Origin of the sequence: Streptomyces sp. NBC_01261, assembly GCF_036226385.1 — a bacterium.
GTDB lineage: Bacteria > Actinomycetota > Actinomycetes > Streptomycetales > Streptomycetaceae > Streptomyces.
Window position 1 is genome coordinate 11,472,314 of the sequence record NZ_CP108463.1, and the last position, 13,932, is coordinate 11,486,245.

General features: G+C 69.2%; 15 protein-coding genes and 1 pseudogene. 5 read left to right on the forward strand and 11 right to left on the reverse strand.

The features are described from left to right. Positions 1–186: 186 nt before the first annotated feature. The 8 genes from OG226_RS50970 to OG226_RS51005 form a co-directional block, all read right to left on the reverse strand. Positions 187–1,746 (reverse strand): S1 RNA-binding domain-containing protein, encoded by a 1,560-nt coding sequence (locus OG226_RS50970; RefSeq protein ID WP_329353222.1) that lies wholly within the window; start codon positions 1,744–1,746, stop codon positions 187–189. Positions 1,747–1,869: 123 nt separating this feature from the next. Next, complete coding sequence (locus OG226_RS50975; protein ID WP_329353223.1) at positions 1,870–2,079, reverse strand: DUF6207 family protein; 210 nt, start codon at positions 2,077–2,079, stop codon at positions 1,870–1,872. 103 nt (positions 2,080–2,182) lie between these two features. Then, positions 2,183–2,983: a nucleoside 2-deoxyribosyltransferase domain-containing protein gene (locus OG226_RS50980; RefSeq protein WP_329353225.1), complete on the reverse strand. Its 801-nt coding sequence runs from the start codon at positions 2,981–2,983 to the stop codon at positions 2,183–2,185. A 269-nt stretch (positions 2,984–3,252) separates the two neighbouring features. Further along, on the reverse strand, positions 3,253–3,444 hold the full coding sequence (locus tag OG226_RS51805) for a hypothetical protein (RefSeq protein WP_443066975.1): 192 nt from the start codon (positions 3,442–3,444) through the stop codon (positions 3,253–3,255). A gap of 493 nt (positions 3,445–3,937) precedes the next feature. Then, a complete protein-coding gene (locus OG226_RS50990) occupies positions 3,938–4,747 on the reverse strand; it encodes a helix-turn-helix transcriptional regulator (protein ID WP_329353227.1) in 810 nt (269 codons plus the stop codon). Beyond that, positions 4,737–5,198, reverse strand: coding sequence for a carboxymuconolactone decarboxylase family protein (locus OG226_RS50995; RefSeq protein WP_329353228.1), 462 nt, complete (start codon positions 5,196–5,198; stop codon positions 4,737–4,739). The genes OG226_RS50990 and OG226_RS50995 overlap by 11 nt, the downstream gene beginning before the upstream one ends. A 182-nt stretch (positions 5,199–5,380) precedes the next feature. Next, on the reverse strand, positions 5,381–5,536 hold the full coding sequence (locus OG226_RS51000) for a hypothetical protein (RefSeq protein ID WP_329353229.1): 156 nt from the start codon (positions 5,534–5,536) through the stop codon (positions 5,381–5,383). Between the two features lie 155 nt (positions 5,537–5,691). Further along, a complete protein-coding gene (locus tag OG226_RS51005; RefSeq protein WP_329353231.1) occupies positions 5,692–6,030 on the reverse strand; it encodes a DUF6233 domain-containing protein in 339 nt (112 codons plus the stop codon). Between the two features lie 134 nt (positions 6,031–6,164). Here OG226_RS51005 and OG226_RS51010 point away from each other — a divergent pair, with 134 nt between their 5' ends. Then, positions 6,165–7,373: a DNA polymerase Y family protein gene (locus OG226_RS51010; RefSeq protein ID WP_329353233.1), complete on the forward strand. Its 1,209-nt coding sequence runs from the start codon at positions 6,165–6,167 to the stop codon at positions 7,371–7,373. A gap of 294 nt (positions 7,374–7,667) precedes the next feature. On the opposite strand, the pseudogene OG226_RS51015 reads toward OG226_RS51010, so the two are convergent. Next, a pseudogene (locus tag OG226_RS51015) lies at positions 7,668–8,048 on the reverse strand (SDR family NAD(P)-dependent oxidoreductase); the annotation flags it as partial. A gap of 168 nt (positions 8,049–8,216) precedes the next feature. Here OG226_RS51015 and OG226_RS51020 point away from each other — a divergent pair. Then, positions 8,217–8,822 carry a TetR/AcrR family transcriptional regulator gene (locus OG226_RS51020; RefSeq protein WP_329353234.1) on the forward strand — a complete coding sequence of 202 codons (606 nt, stop codon included), beginning with the start codon at positions 8,217–8,219 and terminating at the stop codon, positions 8,820–8,822. A 621-nt stretch (positions 8,823–9,443) separates the two neighbouring features. Here OG226_RS51020 and OG226_RS51025 read toward each other — a convergent pair. Continuing rightward, entirely contained in the window at positions 9,444–10,466 is a 1,023-nt protein-coding gene (locus tag OG226_RS51025; RefSeq protein WP_329353235.1) for an AraC family transcriptional regulator, read from the reverse strand. Positions 10,467–10,812: 346 nt separating this feature from the next. Here OG226_RS51025 and OG226_RS51030 point away from each other — a divergent pair, with 346 nt between their 5' ends. From OG226_RS51030 to OG226_RS51040, 3 genes are read left to right on the forward strand one after another with little or no spacing between them, the layout of a single operon-like run. Continuing rightward, positions 10,813–11,625, forward strand: coding sequence for an MBL fold metallo-hydrolase (locus tag OG226_RS51030; protein ID WP_329353237.1), 813 nt, complete (start codon positions 10,813–10,815; stop codon positions 11,623–11,625). Further along, complete coding sequence (locus OG226_RS51035; RefSeq protein WP_329353238.1) at positions 11,616–12,425, forward strand: aquaporin; 810 nt, start codon at positions 11,616–11,618, stop codon at positions 12,423–12,425. Before OG226_RS51030 ends, OG226_RS51035 begins: the two co-directional genes overlap by 10 nt. Before the next feature lie 30 nt (positions 12,426–12,455). Further along, positions 12,456–13,391 (forward strand): NADP-dependent oxidoreductase, encoded by a 936-nt coding sequence (locus OG226_RS51040; RefSeq protein WP_329353240.1) that lies wholly within the window; start codon positions 12,456–12,458, stop codon positions 13,389–13,391. Here the strand turns inward: OG226_RS51040 and OG226_RS51045 are convergent. After that, on the reverse strand, positions 13,381–13,875 hold the full coding sequence (locus OG226_RS51045) for an SDR family NAD(P)-dependent oxidoreductase (protein WP_329353242.1): 495 nt from the start codon (positions 13,873–13,875) through the stop codon (positions 13,381–13,383). The genes OG226_RS51040 and OG226_RS51045 overlap by 11 nt on opposite strands. Between the last annotated feature and the right edge of the window lie 57 nt (positions 13,876–13,932).

Here is a 13,932-nt window from a genome sequence, read left to right on the forward strand (position 1 = left end):
GTCAGCGAGCTGCACACGACTAACTTCGTTGTCGAAGGACAACTGCGATGCGCCCGCTGTGGAGCGCCTCTTTCCCCGTGTCGAAATCTCGCGGGCAGTGTCGGACGGATGTCGGATACGACATCGCCGTGAGACTGGCTGGGCGGCAGGTTCTGTCCGGGAACCCTGAGCAGCAGCACGGCCCGGTTAGAGCTCTGGGGCAGCTTGCCGGTGCGAGAGGGTGATACGACGTCGCATCGGGTCGATGTCCAGGATCCTGACTGGTAGGGCGTCACCAACCTGGATGCTGTCTGAGTAACCGGCAGCCAGTTCGGAGTTGTGCACCAGCCCTTCGAGTCCGTTCTCCACTTCTTCAATGCGTACGAAGGCGCCGATGGGTACGAGTTTGGTGACGCGGCCGACGATCGTCTGGCCGATCTGCCGGGTCAGTAGCGGCATCGGATCATCGTGCAGGGCCTTCAGGGACAGTGATACGCGTTCACGGATGAGGTCGACGTCGAGAATTTCGGCAGTGATCTCCTGACCGACGGAGACGACATCGGAGGGGTGGCCGACAGGTCGCCATGACAGCTCGGGGACATTGATCATCGCTTCGACGCCGCCGATGTCCACGAAGGTGACGCCGAAGTCGGCGATGTGGGTCACCGTGCCAGTGACGATGTCACCTCGGTGGAGAGCCTTGAGGGAGGACCAGTTCAGGTCGCTCGGCGTCGGCTCGGTCCGCCAGCGGGCCCGTACCACTCCGTCGTTGTCAGGCATGACAGCGGTGAACAGAGGCGCACGTTCCTCGGCGTACACGGACAGGGGTGCCGCAGCATCGGCAGCGGATATCCGGGCGGCCAGTTCCGGGAACTCGTCCTCGTCGACGACGGCGCTGTCGATCCGGCCGTCCTTCTCCTGCCAGACGCCTTCGACGAGCCCCTCGGCAGGAAGTGAGCCGAGGACGACGTCGATGTCGGAGGACAGGGCCGGCCACACCGCCAGTCGGGCACGCGGAGCGAGCCCCGCGAGAACCGTGTCGACGGTGTCGCGGTCGAGGCGGTGCCAGCGTGAGGAGCCTTCGACGTAGGTCTCTTCCAGAAGTCCGGCGCGGCCGACGGCGACGGCCCAGTGCAGGCCGGCCCAGAAATCGTCGTCGCCGGGCCGCTGAACGTCGTCGTCGTTCACCATGTCGTACGGAGAGGCTTCCAGGCGTTCCGGGAACAACCCCAGCACGCGCGCTCGGGCCAGCGCCTCCTCGCAGGGCCGACAACTGCCGATGTAGAGGTACTGGTCCCATCCCACGTGGACCGCGAAAGTGTCCTCTGCCTCCAGCCGGCACCAAGCGCCGTTGCCGCGCAGCATGACCCGCACCAGCTCCAGCCCGACATCGAGCGACACCTCAGCCCCGTCGTGGAAGCCGGACGCACCGACTGGGAAGAGTCCGTCCAACCCAAAGCCGTCCGCCGGCGGGTCAACGCCGAGGTACGTGAGCGACGGAACCTGCGGTTCACGTATCGCCAGTTGACTGATGCCGGTGTCCCCGGCGAAAGAGGCGACCGCCTGAAGATAGGCCGCCTCGATCCCGCCGTGATCGCTGACGGTGTCCTCGGTGCCGGTGTAGTACCCGTGTTCGTCACGGTCGGCGGGGTCGTACTTGGTGACGCGGTAGACGTAGGGGAGCTGCACGTCGCTAGCTTCCAGCACAGCCCCGACACCGCCCTGAGGAAATGGCATAAGAGTTGAGACAAGGGTGTCGGGACTCACTCTGGGACAAATCCGGAACCTGCTGGTCAGGGCGATGTTCTACGACACGAGCGGCCAGAACCTACACCAGCCTATGAGCCGTCCCGCCGCCCGGCATGAGGAAGACCCGCGTACGGTCTGCCGCTACGCTCCGGCTTCCTGGCGAATGTCCAGGAAGAGCCGCAGGCGTACCCCGGGTTCGCCGGGCTCCCGTGTGGTACGGTCCGCCTCCGCGGTCGCCCACCGCCCGGCGAGCAGTTCCTGGACTGCGAACGCGGTCTGGTCATCGGCGGCGATGACGTCGACAACGGCCAGCCCGGGCTCCGCGACGTGTGTGCTCAGGATCGGCCTCATGCCCTGGATGACGGCCCGGCACGGGCCGGGGTTGCGCCCTGGCGGGGACGTCACCCGACCGGGTACACGCCATGACGGAGTCGGCCGTGTGCCCGGTCGGGGGTCAGGTGCGGGTGGTGGGGGTGGCGGGTAGGAGTGCGGCGGCCGCGCGGACCGTGGCGTGGAGGGAGTCGTGGACGCTCACCTCGGGGCGGGCCAGCCGCAGTTGCTCCAGGACGTCCCGGCGGCGCGGGTAGCCGGGGTGTGTGCCGACGGCGAGGCGGGTGCCGCGGGCGGCGTGGGCTCCGAGTTCGTACAGGGCGATCGGCTGGACGGCTTCCGCGCAGAACCAGAACAGGATCACGTCGGCGAGGCGGAGGTGGTGGTACTCCCAGGTGGTCTGTTCGCGGGTCGCGTCCGGCTGCCCGAGGGGGAAGGAGGCGCGGCGGGGGTTGAGGGCGACGGCGGGGGAGCCGATCGCGTCGAGTTGGAGTACGGCGCGCCGCTGCCAGTCGGGGCAGCCGGTGATGCCGCCGCCCAGGAACACCGACGGAGCACTTCCGTCGTACGGGGCGGGGGCTTCGATGTAGCGCAGCGGGCGGGGCGGGAGCAGCGGGAAACCGGTGACGGCGATCGCGTCCAGCAGGTCGCGCACGAGTGCCTGGGCTTCGGGGCTGCCGTCCGGGTAGGCGCGCAGGACCGGGGCCAGCCGCCAGGAGCCGAGCTCCGGATGCGGGCGCAGCATCTGCTCGATGGACGCGGCTGTCAGCACGCCGCCGGCGGCGAGGCCGTCCAGGCCGCCGGCGGTGCTCGCCTGTGCGGACAGGATGCGGGCGCGGTGGTCCTCGGTGGCCTCCGGGCGCCACCGGCCGTGTACGTAGTCGTCCGCCAGCTCACCGGCCAGGCCCTGCAGTTGATCCGTCACACGGGTCAGCCTACGAAGCCACGGCGGCATCCGGACGGCCGCACGCACGATGACATGACAGGGGCAGCGTTCGTGACAGCCTGAGCGCCGCGCCGTCGGTGTGCACCGGCTAGCCGGCCGGTGCCTCCACCTGGTGCTCGTGGTGGTGCTTGAGGGCGTCACGGGCCGCGAGGATCTCGGCTGGGGAGACCTCGCTCCAGTGCGTGTGCGTGACGATCACTCCGGCGAGCTCGACTTCCCGCGCCCGCAGCCGGGCTACCTCCGCGGCGTCATCGGGACTCCAGCCGGGGGGAAGCGGGGCGCGAGGCGGGCCGCCAGGCGTTCTCGTGCCTCTCCCACGCGTCCAGCGGTTCGGCCGACCACGGCACCTTCTGGAAGAGCGCCTGCAGATCGGCGCGGACCTGACGGAGTTCGTCCTGCGCGTCGATCAGGTCCTGGGGAAAGTCGTACGAGGCTGCCACAGCCCGACGGTACTGCTGTTCGAGCAGAGCCCCGGGATGCCTCGCGGCATCATCTCCTGCCCGCTCCCGGCGGTGTCGCGCCGGTGTAGGCCCGCAATCGGAATGTCCTGTTCCATCGTGACGAAATGGGCTTTATTCGCCGTCTCATTCGAGGGACACGGCACTTCTGTCTCACGATCTTGTCCTTTTGCACTGCCCGGCCCACGCCCCGGAGGGGTCCGCCCCGATCCGAGCCAAGTCATAGAGCTGTGCGGAGAAAGACCCGCGTCACATCTTCCCCTGTGATGGTCTTGGCCTGAGCGTCCGCAGTGACGTCGACCAAGTGCAACGGAGCACCGAGAAGCCCTGTTGGCCGGCTCGGAACAGCTGCCCGCAGTGGTGGCCGAGGTCGTTCTCGCGGCCGACGAGGCCGCCTCCCCGTTGGCCCCTGCGCTCCAAGCCCTCGCCGGTGTCGGTGCACCAGGTGGTCGAGCGCATTGACCGCGCCGCTGAGTCAGAGCTGCGCTGCCTCGGCGAGTTGACGCGCGTGCAATCGAGTTTCGTCGTTCATCGGGAAGAAGCACTCGATGCGCAACTCCTGCAGCGTCACGTCCTGCGGTGTCCCGAGCGTCGTCACGGTGGAGAAGAAGTCGAACCGCCGGCCACCGTGCACGTACCGGATCGGCACGATCGGCAGCACCGGCGTGGCCGCGTCGAGCGACCGCAGCGAGGCCGGCACCCCTGGGTAGTCCAGCACCTCGTCGAGGATCCGCTGGGCGCGCTCGTCGGCGACACCCCCGATCGCCTCCCGCCGCGCGCGCCGGACCAGCGCCTCGGCAACGTCCGGCCAGTTCGCCACGTGCCGGCGGACGCCGTCGGGGTGGAACATCCGGCGCAGCACGTTCGCCGGTCCAGGAGCTGTCTTCGCCTGCCCGTCCTGGAGGAAAGCGAAGAAGCGGCGGGCGGCAGCGTTCGTGTGCCGGATGTCCCAGCTCCGGTCCATCACCAGGGCTGGGAAGGGCTCCTGCTGCGTCAGGATGGTGTCGAGCGCGTCGCGGACGGCGGCGAGCGACGGCGCGTCCAGTTCGGACTCCGGGTATTCGGGCGCGAACCCGGCCTTGAGCAGCAGGGTGTTGCGTTCGCGCAGGGGTACGTCGAGCACCTCGGCGAGCTTCAGGACCATGGCCCGGCTGGGGTTCGCGCGGCCGGTCTCGAGGAAACACAGATGACGGATCGACACCGCGGCCTCGGCGGCCAGAGCCAGCTGGCTCAACCGCCGGGCGCTCCTCCAGTGTTTCAACAGCGGACCGACCTCAGACACCACTCGAGTATCCCGCAGTCCACGCGTGCGGCTGCACCGCCGCCTCCAGCGGTGGCCGGGCGACGTTGGCGGTGTAATTCGTCATCGCGGAGATCGCCACCCCGGTGATCACTTCGAACAGTTGCTCCTCGGTGAAGCCGGCCGCCGTGAACGCGGCCACGTCCGCCTCAACGAGCCAGCCCCGCTTGTCGATGAACGCGCGGGTGAGCGCCGACAGCGCCGCCATCCGCGAGTCGGTGGGAAGATCGCCGCGGCGCAGGGCCTCGACCACGGCCGGTTCGACCCCGTCCGCGAGCGCCTCCAGCGTGTGGAACGCGACCGCCCATTCGCTGCCGTTGGCGACCGCGTTGGACAGCAGCAGGACCTGCCGTTCCTCCGGCCGGAACGTTCCGCGACCCCGGAAGTGCCCGAACGCGGAGAAGAAGGTGTTCAACAACGCCGGCGAGTTCGCCATGAGCCCGGCCGCGGCCGGAACGAACCCGAATGCCCCTGCAAGACCGTCAGCGGCTCCTTCGCGGCTTCGGACGCAGTGTCGGCGGTGTGGATCTGGTAACTGGTCATGACTCGGAGTCTGCGGCAGCCACGACGTCGAACCAATTCTCTCGGAGGTAAATACGCGATACCGCTCGCGCGCGGTCACCGCAGCAGTTCGACGAGGCCGGCAGCTGATCCCGCGTTGTGCTCCGCGTCGAACGCGGGCTCACCCAGCACCTCGACGACCTTTGGCCGGGTCTCACGCTCTTCGGTCACGTCGTCCGGGTCCAGGACACGACTCGCGACCGGGATCAGCACTACGACGAGTGAACGATCAGACGGGAGCTCGTCTCACCGCGGCGTCCCTTGGACCGGACAAGGCCCACGGTCAATGAAAAAGGGACACTGGAAATGCGAACCTACAGCCGGACTGAGGGTGTGGTGGCGGGGGCCTGGGGGAGAGGCGGTGTCGGCTACGCGATGATGTGCAGCTGGGTGTCGGGGTGGCAGAACGGGCACGCGGGCACTCCGTCCGTGGTGAGGAGCCGGCGGGCTTCGTCGCGGCTGATTGCGCGGTGCCGTTTGCCCTTCATGCCGCACTCGCCGTCGTGGACCTGGAGTGGCTCGCCGGTGGCTCTGCTGAGTTCGACGCCCCAGTCCGGCGGCTGCGGCCGGCTGCGGCGTCCGCGTTCTTCTTCGGTCCGCCGCTTCTGGATGTAGGCGATCCTGCGGTCGATGCGGTCCAGACACCTGGCGTGCCAGGTGCGCAGAGTGGTCAGACGTTCCAGGTCGGGAGGCAGGTCGTCGGACATCTCGTGATCCAGATTCGTGGGTCGGGGTGCGCGCACTCGCTTGCTCGAATACTAGTTCGATAACGTGGGGTGGTGCGTGGGAGGTGGGTGTGATGACCGCAGGTGCCGTATCGCGGCCGGCAGGGTCGTGCGTGATGCATGTGCGCTGTCCGGACCGGATGGCCGGGGACACCTACCGGGAGGTGCTGGAGCTGCTCGGGGAGCTGTTCTCGGTCGTCCAGGCGCTGCCCCCGTCCGCGGCGCTGGTGGAGCTGCGGGGTGCGCTGCGCTACCACGGCGCCACCGCGGCCCACCTCGGGGACGTGCTGCGGCTGCGGACGGTTTCCCACCTCGGTATCGACGTGCGCGTCGGCATAGGCCCGACCGTCACCGTCGCCACGACCGCCTCCGCACAGGTCCCGCACCCGGGCGGCGTCCTCGCCATCGATGCGGCCGATGTCACCGACTGGCTCGCTCTGCTCCCGGTGGAGGAACTGCACGGGATCGGCCCCCGCCACGCGGCCACCTTGAAGCGCTACGGCATCGACCGCGTCGGCCTGCTCGCCGCGCTCCCGCCGGCCACGGTCCAGCGGATGCTGGGGGGGAAGACCGGCCGCATGGCCGTCGACCGGGCACGCGGTATCGATCCCCGCACCGTCACCCCACGCCTCCAGCCCGCCTCAGCGGCCGTTCGCCACCGCTTCCCCCGCGACGTCCACGACGGCGCCGCTGCCCGTGCGGCTCTGCTCGGTCTGGTCGTGCAGCTGGGTGCCGAGCTGCGCTGCCGCGGGCAGGCTGCCCGCGCCCTCACGCTCACGTTGTCGTTCGCCGGCGGACCGAGGTGGGAGAAGACGCGCCGTCTGACCGAGCCGTCCGCGCACGAGGACGATCTGCGTCTGCTCGCCTACCAGGTGATGGACGCGGCGGGGCTCCAGCGGGGCCGGCTGACCGGACTCGGGCTGCGCGGCGAGGACCTGGTCGACGCCGGCCTGGTCGCCGAGCAGCTCAGCCTCGATGCCGCGCGGCAGGCGCGTCTGGTGGCGGAGTCGGCCGCCGACCGGATCCGGAAGCGATTCGGGCCGGGCGTGATCGGCCCGGCCGCCACCTCGGGCCGACGCCTAGATGATGAAGCGGTGGATGGCCTCGTTGGCGTGGTCCTGAAACGACGGGTTGGCCAGGTCGGGGAAGATGTCCGCTTGGTCGACCAGGGGGCCCTTCAGCTTGTTGGCCGCGCTTGCGTAGAACACGCCGCTGGACAGGTTCGGGTCGGTGACGCCGTCGACCAGTCGTTTCGCGCCGACCTCAAGCTTGTGGGAGATCCCCAGGGCGGGGAGGACGTACTTGGACGCCATGCGCAGCGGTAGGGCGATGTCGTTGGAGGCTTGGGTGCCGGTGGTGGCGCCGGGGCTCACGGTGATGAAGCGGCGGTCCGGGTGCTGGCGGGCGAGGTAGGCCATCCACAGGGCCCCGATGTACTTGGCCTGCCCGAAAGCGAGGTTGAAGTCGGTCTTTCCGTCGGCGAAGTACCTGCCGTCGATGACGGTGGCCAGTTCGTCGGCAGAGGTTGAGGCGAAGGACGGCCGCTTCATCCGCAGCATCGGAAGCCCCCTGGCCGCTTCACTTCCGGCGAGGACCGCGACCTCGCCGAGTTGCCCCTCGGCCAGGAGTCCTTCGAGGAGGACGACGTGGCCAAGAACATTCGTCGCGAAGACGTTGGTGACCCCGTCACCGGTCAACTCCATCGACCGCGGGCCGATGACGCCGGCGTTCATGACCAGTGTGTCGACGGTTCCGTCGACGGCGGCAAGGCCGGCTCGCACCGAACTCAGATCGGCGACGTCCATGACGGCGATGTCGAAGATGCGCCGGCCGGTGACGGCTTCGAGTTCGGCCTTTGCCGCTGTCGCCCGGTCTCGGTTGCGGCAGGCCAAGTAGATGCGGCCCGTCTCCGGTCGCAGAGCCAGTTGCCGGGCCACGTCCTTGCCGATCCCGACGTTGGCGCCCGTGATCATCACGGTCTTTCCCAGGGGTGTGCTCATCGGGATTCCCTCTCATCTTCTGCGGGCTGATCAGGTTGAACGGCTCATGCCGCTTCCCGGGGGCCGGTGCTGCGTTGACGAGTCACGAGGCCTTGAAAGTGGGTTGTATAACTCAGTCTGACTCGGCCCAGACTGGGCTGTCAAACTCAGAATCGCTACCATGGGTGCATGGCAAACAAGACGAACGACCGGCCGCGGCTCACCGCGAAGGGCGAGCGCGTCCGGGGCCGAATCGTGGAGGGGGCTGCGGCCTTGATCCACGAGCGCGGAGTAGCGGGTACCACCCTGGAAGACGTCAAGGGAGCAGCGGAGGTCAGCGGCTCGCAGCTCTACCACTACTTTCCCGACAAGAACGAGCTCCTGCAGGCGGTCATCGACTACCAAGCCGACACCCTCGTTAATCACAATCGGCAGGCGCTCAACAGTGAAGACGGAGTCGAAGCCTGGCGGAACATGCTGATCGCCGGGGTGAAGCACGGCCAGGCCAAGGGAGGCTGCCCACTCGGTTCGCTCGGCGGCCAACTCGCCGAGAGCGACCCCGAGGCCCGAGCCCTCATCGCCGCCGGATTCGAGCGATGGTCAGCTGCCATCAACGAAGGGCTCAGGTCGCTTCACGCCGACGGGAAGCTCGCACCCGGCATCGACCTTGACGACCTCGCCACCACTATGCTCGCCACCCTGCAAGGCGGACTGCTACTCGCCCAGGTACAACGGAGTACGCGCCCCTTCCAAGTCGCGGTCGACACCGTCCTCGCCCTTGCCATCCAGACTTGAGACCCTGATGGGGCTCCTTGCCTAAGGACCTGGTCGCGGACGGGCGCACTTGCGCTGCGCGCCGAGGATTTGGTCGGCGCCGGCCAGGTCGCCGAATAACGCAGTCTTGATGCCGTGCGGCAGGTGCGTCTGGTGGCAGAGTCGGCCGGCCGGATTCGGGAGAGGTTCAGGCCCGGCATGATCGGCCCGGCCGCCGAGCGGTGCCTCAGCAGGTCACCGTACGCTCCCTCAGCAACGCGCTGACGATGGAAGCTGCCTGGACGGCAAGACACTGGAGGCGTTCCTCAGGCTCGTTCCGCCCCGCAAAACGCCTCCTGGCGGAACGTCAGAGGTTTGGCGTTCGGAGCCACTCGCGATGGCTCCGGGCGCCCGGAACTGTACGCCGTTCCAGGCGTACCCCTACCGTGCGGAACCGCGAAGAAGATGACAGGAGGCGCACAGAGAAGAGGAACGAAGACAGACCCCCCCCGCGCACCACGGTGGCTGGCCGACCGGGACAGGGCATCGAATGGCGCTGGCCTGCACCGTGAGAAAGCGGCCCTCGCCCGTCGTGGCGGGACCGCACGCGACCCGGGCATCTGCGGCCCGGGGTCTGTCTGTGCTCTGGGATGTTCGACCAGTTCAACGACCCGTCGACGGGAGTGTCACGGCTCCTCCTGGCGAAGCTCTCCCGAGCGTGTCCAACTGGCTCTGGGTAAGCTCGGCGATGGGCGTGTCGGGATCGGTCGTGGCCCGGACCGGCGGGCGCAGTTGCTCGCTGCGCTGCCAGGTCCTGGGCGCCTCGCCGTGGTGGCGGCGGAAGGCGGCGGCGAAGGCGTAGGGCGAGCTGTAGCCGACGCTGCGGGCGATGGCGGGCAAGCCGGCATCGCTGGTGCGCAGCATTTCGCGGGCGAGGGCCATGCGCCAGTCGGTCACGTACTGCATCGGGGTCTGGCCGAGGGTGTCGCGGAAGACGCGGGCGAAGGCCGCTCGGGACAAACCGCTGAGCGCGGCGAGTTCGGGGACCGACCAGGGATGGTCAGGGCTCTCGTGCAGGGCCTGGAGTGCGGTGCTCAGCCGGGGATCGGTCGAGGCCCGGTACCAGCGTGGGGCGGTCGGGCTGTGCCGGAAGTCGGCGCGGAGGGCGTGCACCAGCAGGACATCGAGCAGGCGGTCCAGCACCGTGGGCTGGCCGGGCTCGGGGAAGGCCAGTTCGTGGGAGAGCAGGGTGATCACGTCCCGCAGCGGGTCGCCGGCCGCGGTGGACAGGGTCTGCACCTGCGGCAGTGCCTCCAGGAGGCCGTTGCCTATGTCGCCCGAGAACCGGTAGGCGCCGCAGAAGAAGACCGTTGCGCGGGGGGCCGCGGCGTTGCCGTCCTGCCGCTGCCGGGCCCGGAACTCCTCCGGTTCCAGGCAGTCGGCGCCCGGCTCGTGCCCTATGCAGTGGTCGGGGCCTCCGCGCACCAGTGTCACCTCGCCGGGCACGAGTTCCACCGCGCTGGTGGGGTGGTCGAGCCATAGCCACCCACGTCCGCGGACGACTGCGTGCACCGACAGCTGGATCGTCCCGCTCAGCCGTACCCCCCATGGCGGGTCGGCCTCCGTGCGGGCAAAGCTGGCACCAGCAGCCCGCGCCCGCATCAGGTTGTCGTGTAGTACATCCATACGCTCAGTATCCGCGAGCGTTCTGCGGCGGGCCGCGGCGCAAGAGTTTGGCGCAACAGGGTGAGCGCACGGCGCATTGATTCCTTTCCGGCCGGCTCCCATGATCGAATCGCGGCGGTTACGCAGCTGATCGGTGCGCCAGTGCGGCGGCGCGCTCATGGTGCGAGAACTCTCCTGCCGTGTGGCTGTGGCCTTCCCGCAGGCTGACCGTATCGGCTGCGCGGCGCCTGTCCTCCGCGGTTTGGGCACGGGTTGCGGAACGGGCGGGAGGCGGGCCACCGGGATTGAATATCGCTTATTTCTATAAATTTCTGTTTCATGATGAATGTGCGAAAGGGGTGGCCTCATGCCGTCCGGTCTGTCCTACAAGGTGCATACCGCTGGTGAGCTCGGTATGCACAAGACGTCGGTCCTGGTGATGGGCGAGAGCGAGGCTCTCCTGATCGACGGCCAGTTCACACTGGCCGATCAGCACCGGGTGGTGGCGGATGTCATCGACTCCGGCAAGAGTTTGACGACGGTGTTCGTCAGCGCCGCCGACCCGGACTACTACTTCGGCCTGCAGGTCGTTCTCCAGGCGTTTCCGGACGTCAAGATCATCTGCACGCCCGCAACGCTGGCCAAGATCGAGGCGACCTGGAAGCAGAAGCTCCGGACCTGGGAGTCCCATTTGGGGCGGAACCTGGCCACCGAGGTCGTCATTCCCACCCTGGTGGGGACGGACCACTTCACCTTGGAGGGCCACGTCTTCGAGATCCGCGGCGGCCATCCCGACATGGTGTGGCGCACGGAGTACGTGTGGCAGGGCGAGGACCGGGCCGTGCTCGGCGGGGCGCTGCTGTGGGACGGGCTGCATGCGTGGACCGCGGACTCGCCCACCGCCGCCGAGCGGGTCGCCTGGGACACGGTGCTGGCCCAGGTCGCAGCACTGGATCCGCAGTTGGTGGTGGCCGGGCACGCCGCCGTGGGTGCGAGCCAGGACGCCACGGTGATCGCCGCGAACCGCGCCTACCTCGCGGCGTTCGAACAGGAACTGGCCGGTGCCGCCGACGCCGCCGCCGTGCAGGCCGCGATGCTGCGACGCTACCCGGACCTGGGGCTCGGGGTGGCGCTGGACCACGGCAGCAAAGTCGCCACCGGCGAGATGACATGGGGTTGAACGAGCCGCTGACCGACGCCGAACAGCACCGGACTCCCGCCCCGGTACCCGGGCCCGCCGGCGTGCCGTGGCGGTCGGCGGGGTGGGAAGGCGTCCTGACTGCCGCCTTGCTGTTCGTCGTGGTGACGGCAGTGCGCTGGCTCATGGACCCGGCCTCACCGCTCTTCGTCGCCGATCTGCACGAGGCCCTGGCACTCATGGGCGCCCTGGTCGCGGTCGTCCTGCTGGGATTGATTCTGAGCCCGCCGGGACGCCGGTCCGGCGCCCACCTCAACCCGGCCGTCAGCCTCGCACTGTGGCTGATGCGTGCCTTCCCCGGTCGCGCCGTGGCTCCGTACATCGGGGCGCAACTGCTCGGTGCGCTCGCGGGGACTGCCGCTGCCCGCCTGGTGTGGGGCCCGGTGCTCGACACAGCGGCGTTGAGCACCGGGCTGGCCCAGCCTGCCCCCGGGCTGGCGACGACCTGGGTCTTCGCCATCGAGGCGGCCAACTTCGCGGCGGTGACCCTGCTCGTCGGCTTCTTCCTGGTGCACCCCGAGTACGTCCGGCTCATGCCCTATGCCGTCGCCTTGGCCGTCGGCCTGATCATTGCGCTGCTGGGCCCCGTCAGCGGTGGCGCGGCCAATCCCGCGCGCCAGCTGGGACCGGCTCTGGTCTCGGGGAACACCGTGGACCTGTGGGCCTACCTGAGCGCTCCACTGCTCGGTGCTGCCGCGGGCGCCCTCGCCCACCGCTACCTCGTCCCCAAATGCGCGCCCCCGTCGACGTACTGCCTCAGCGGCCGGCCCGCCGGCCGCTGATCCTCCCCTGCTGAAAAGAGAACCCTCACCATGCGTGTCATCGAGGTGTCCGTTTACGGTGCCCCGGATGTTCTGCGGCTTGCGGAGCGCCCGGATCCCCAGGTTGTTGCTGGCCTGGTCCGGGTGCGGATGGCCGCGACCACCGTCAACCAGGCAGACGTGAAGATCCGCTCCGGGCAGGCCGCCAGCCGGCTCGGCACCCTGGCCCCGCCGTTCGTCCTCGGGTTCGACTTCGTCGGCACCCTGATCGACGCGGCTCCCGGGCTGCCCGCCGGCACCGTGGTCGCCGGGTTCCTGCCGTGGTTCGAGCTCGGCACCGGCCAGGGCACCTACGCGGAGATCGTGCACGCCGACCCGGCCTGGCTGGCCCCGGTCCCCACCGGAGTCGTCCTGACCGCCGCCGCCACCGTGCCGCTCAGCGCCCAGACCGCCCAGCAGGCCATCGATCTGCTCGGCCTGTCCGGCGGTGCGATTGTGTTCATCTCTGGCGCCGGCGGGGTGGTAGGCCGCTTCGCTGTCCAGCACGCGGTCGCACAGGGCCTGCACGTCATCGCCCTGGCCGGCCCCGGCGAAGAGGACGACCTGCGCGCACTCGGCGCCCAGCACACCGTGCCGCGCGGCACCCCCGATGACGCCGCCGCCGGTGTCTTGCGCCTGGTCCCCGGTGGCGTGGACGGCATCTTCGACGCCGCCCTGCTCGCCAGCCCCCTGCTGCCGGCTCTGCGCACCGGCGGGTCCTTCGTCTCCGCCAGCCAGGCCCGTCTCGCCACCCCCGAGCGCGGCATCCGTGTGACGGCCGTCCACGGCGCCCCTGACGGCACCCAACTCCAGGAGATCCTGCAGCGGCTGGCGACCGGGAAGCTCACCACCCGCGTCGCCGGGACGCTGCCTCTGGAAGAATCCGCCGAGGCCCACCGCCGAACTGAAGCGGGCGGCCTGCCGGGCCGCCTCGTCCTCACCTTCTGACCCACGCGTGCCGACGGCGGGACACCTTTTGCCGGCTCGCCGGCCGGAGCGTGGAACTGGATCCGATGTAGACGATCGAGCCACCGCTGTCGACCATGCCTCCTGCCTTCTGCAGTGTGAAGAACGCGCCTTTGGCATTGACGTTGAACATGCGGTCGTATTCGGCTTCGGTGACGTCCAGCACCGGGCCGAGGCCCTCGTCGAGGCCGGCGTTGGCCACGACGATGTCAAGCTGGCCGAACCTGCTGCGCACCGTGTCGAGGAGCGCCTCGATCTCGTCCGGCTTCGACACGTCCGCGCGGACGTCGATGGCGCGGGATCCTTCGGCTTCGATCGCCGCGACCGTTGCGGCGGCGCCGGGTGCGTCCTGCGAGTAGTTGACCACGACGTTTGCGCCAAGTCGGCCCAGGCGGATCGCGACCGCCTGTCCGATGCCCCGGCTGGCGCCGGTGACGACGGCTGTCTTGCCCGTGAGATCCGTCATGACTGATTCCCCTTTGTTCCTCTCTTTTCGGCGTCCCGCAGCTTCCGTGCGGGTCCG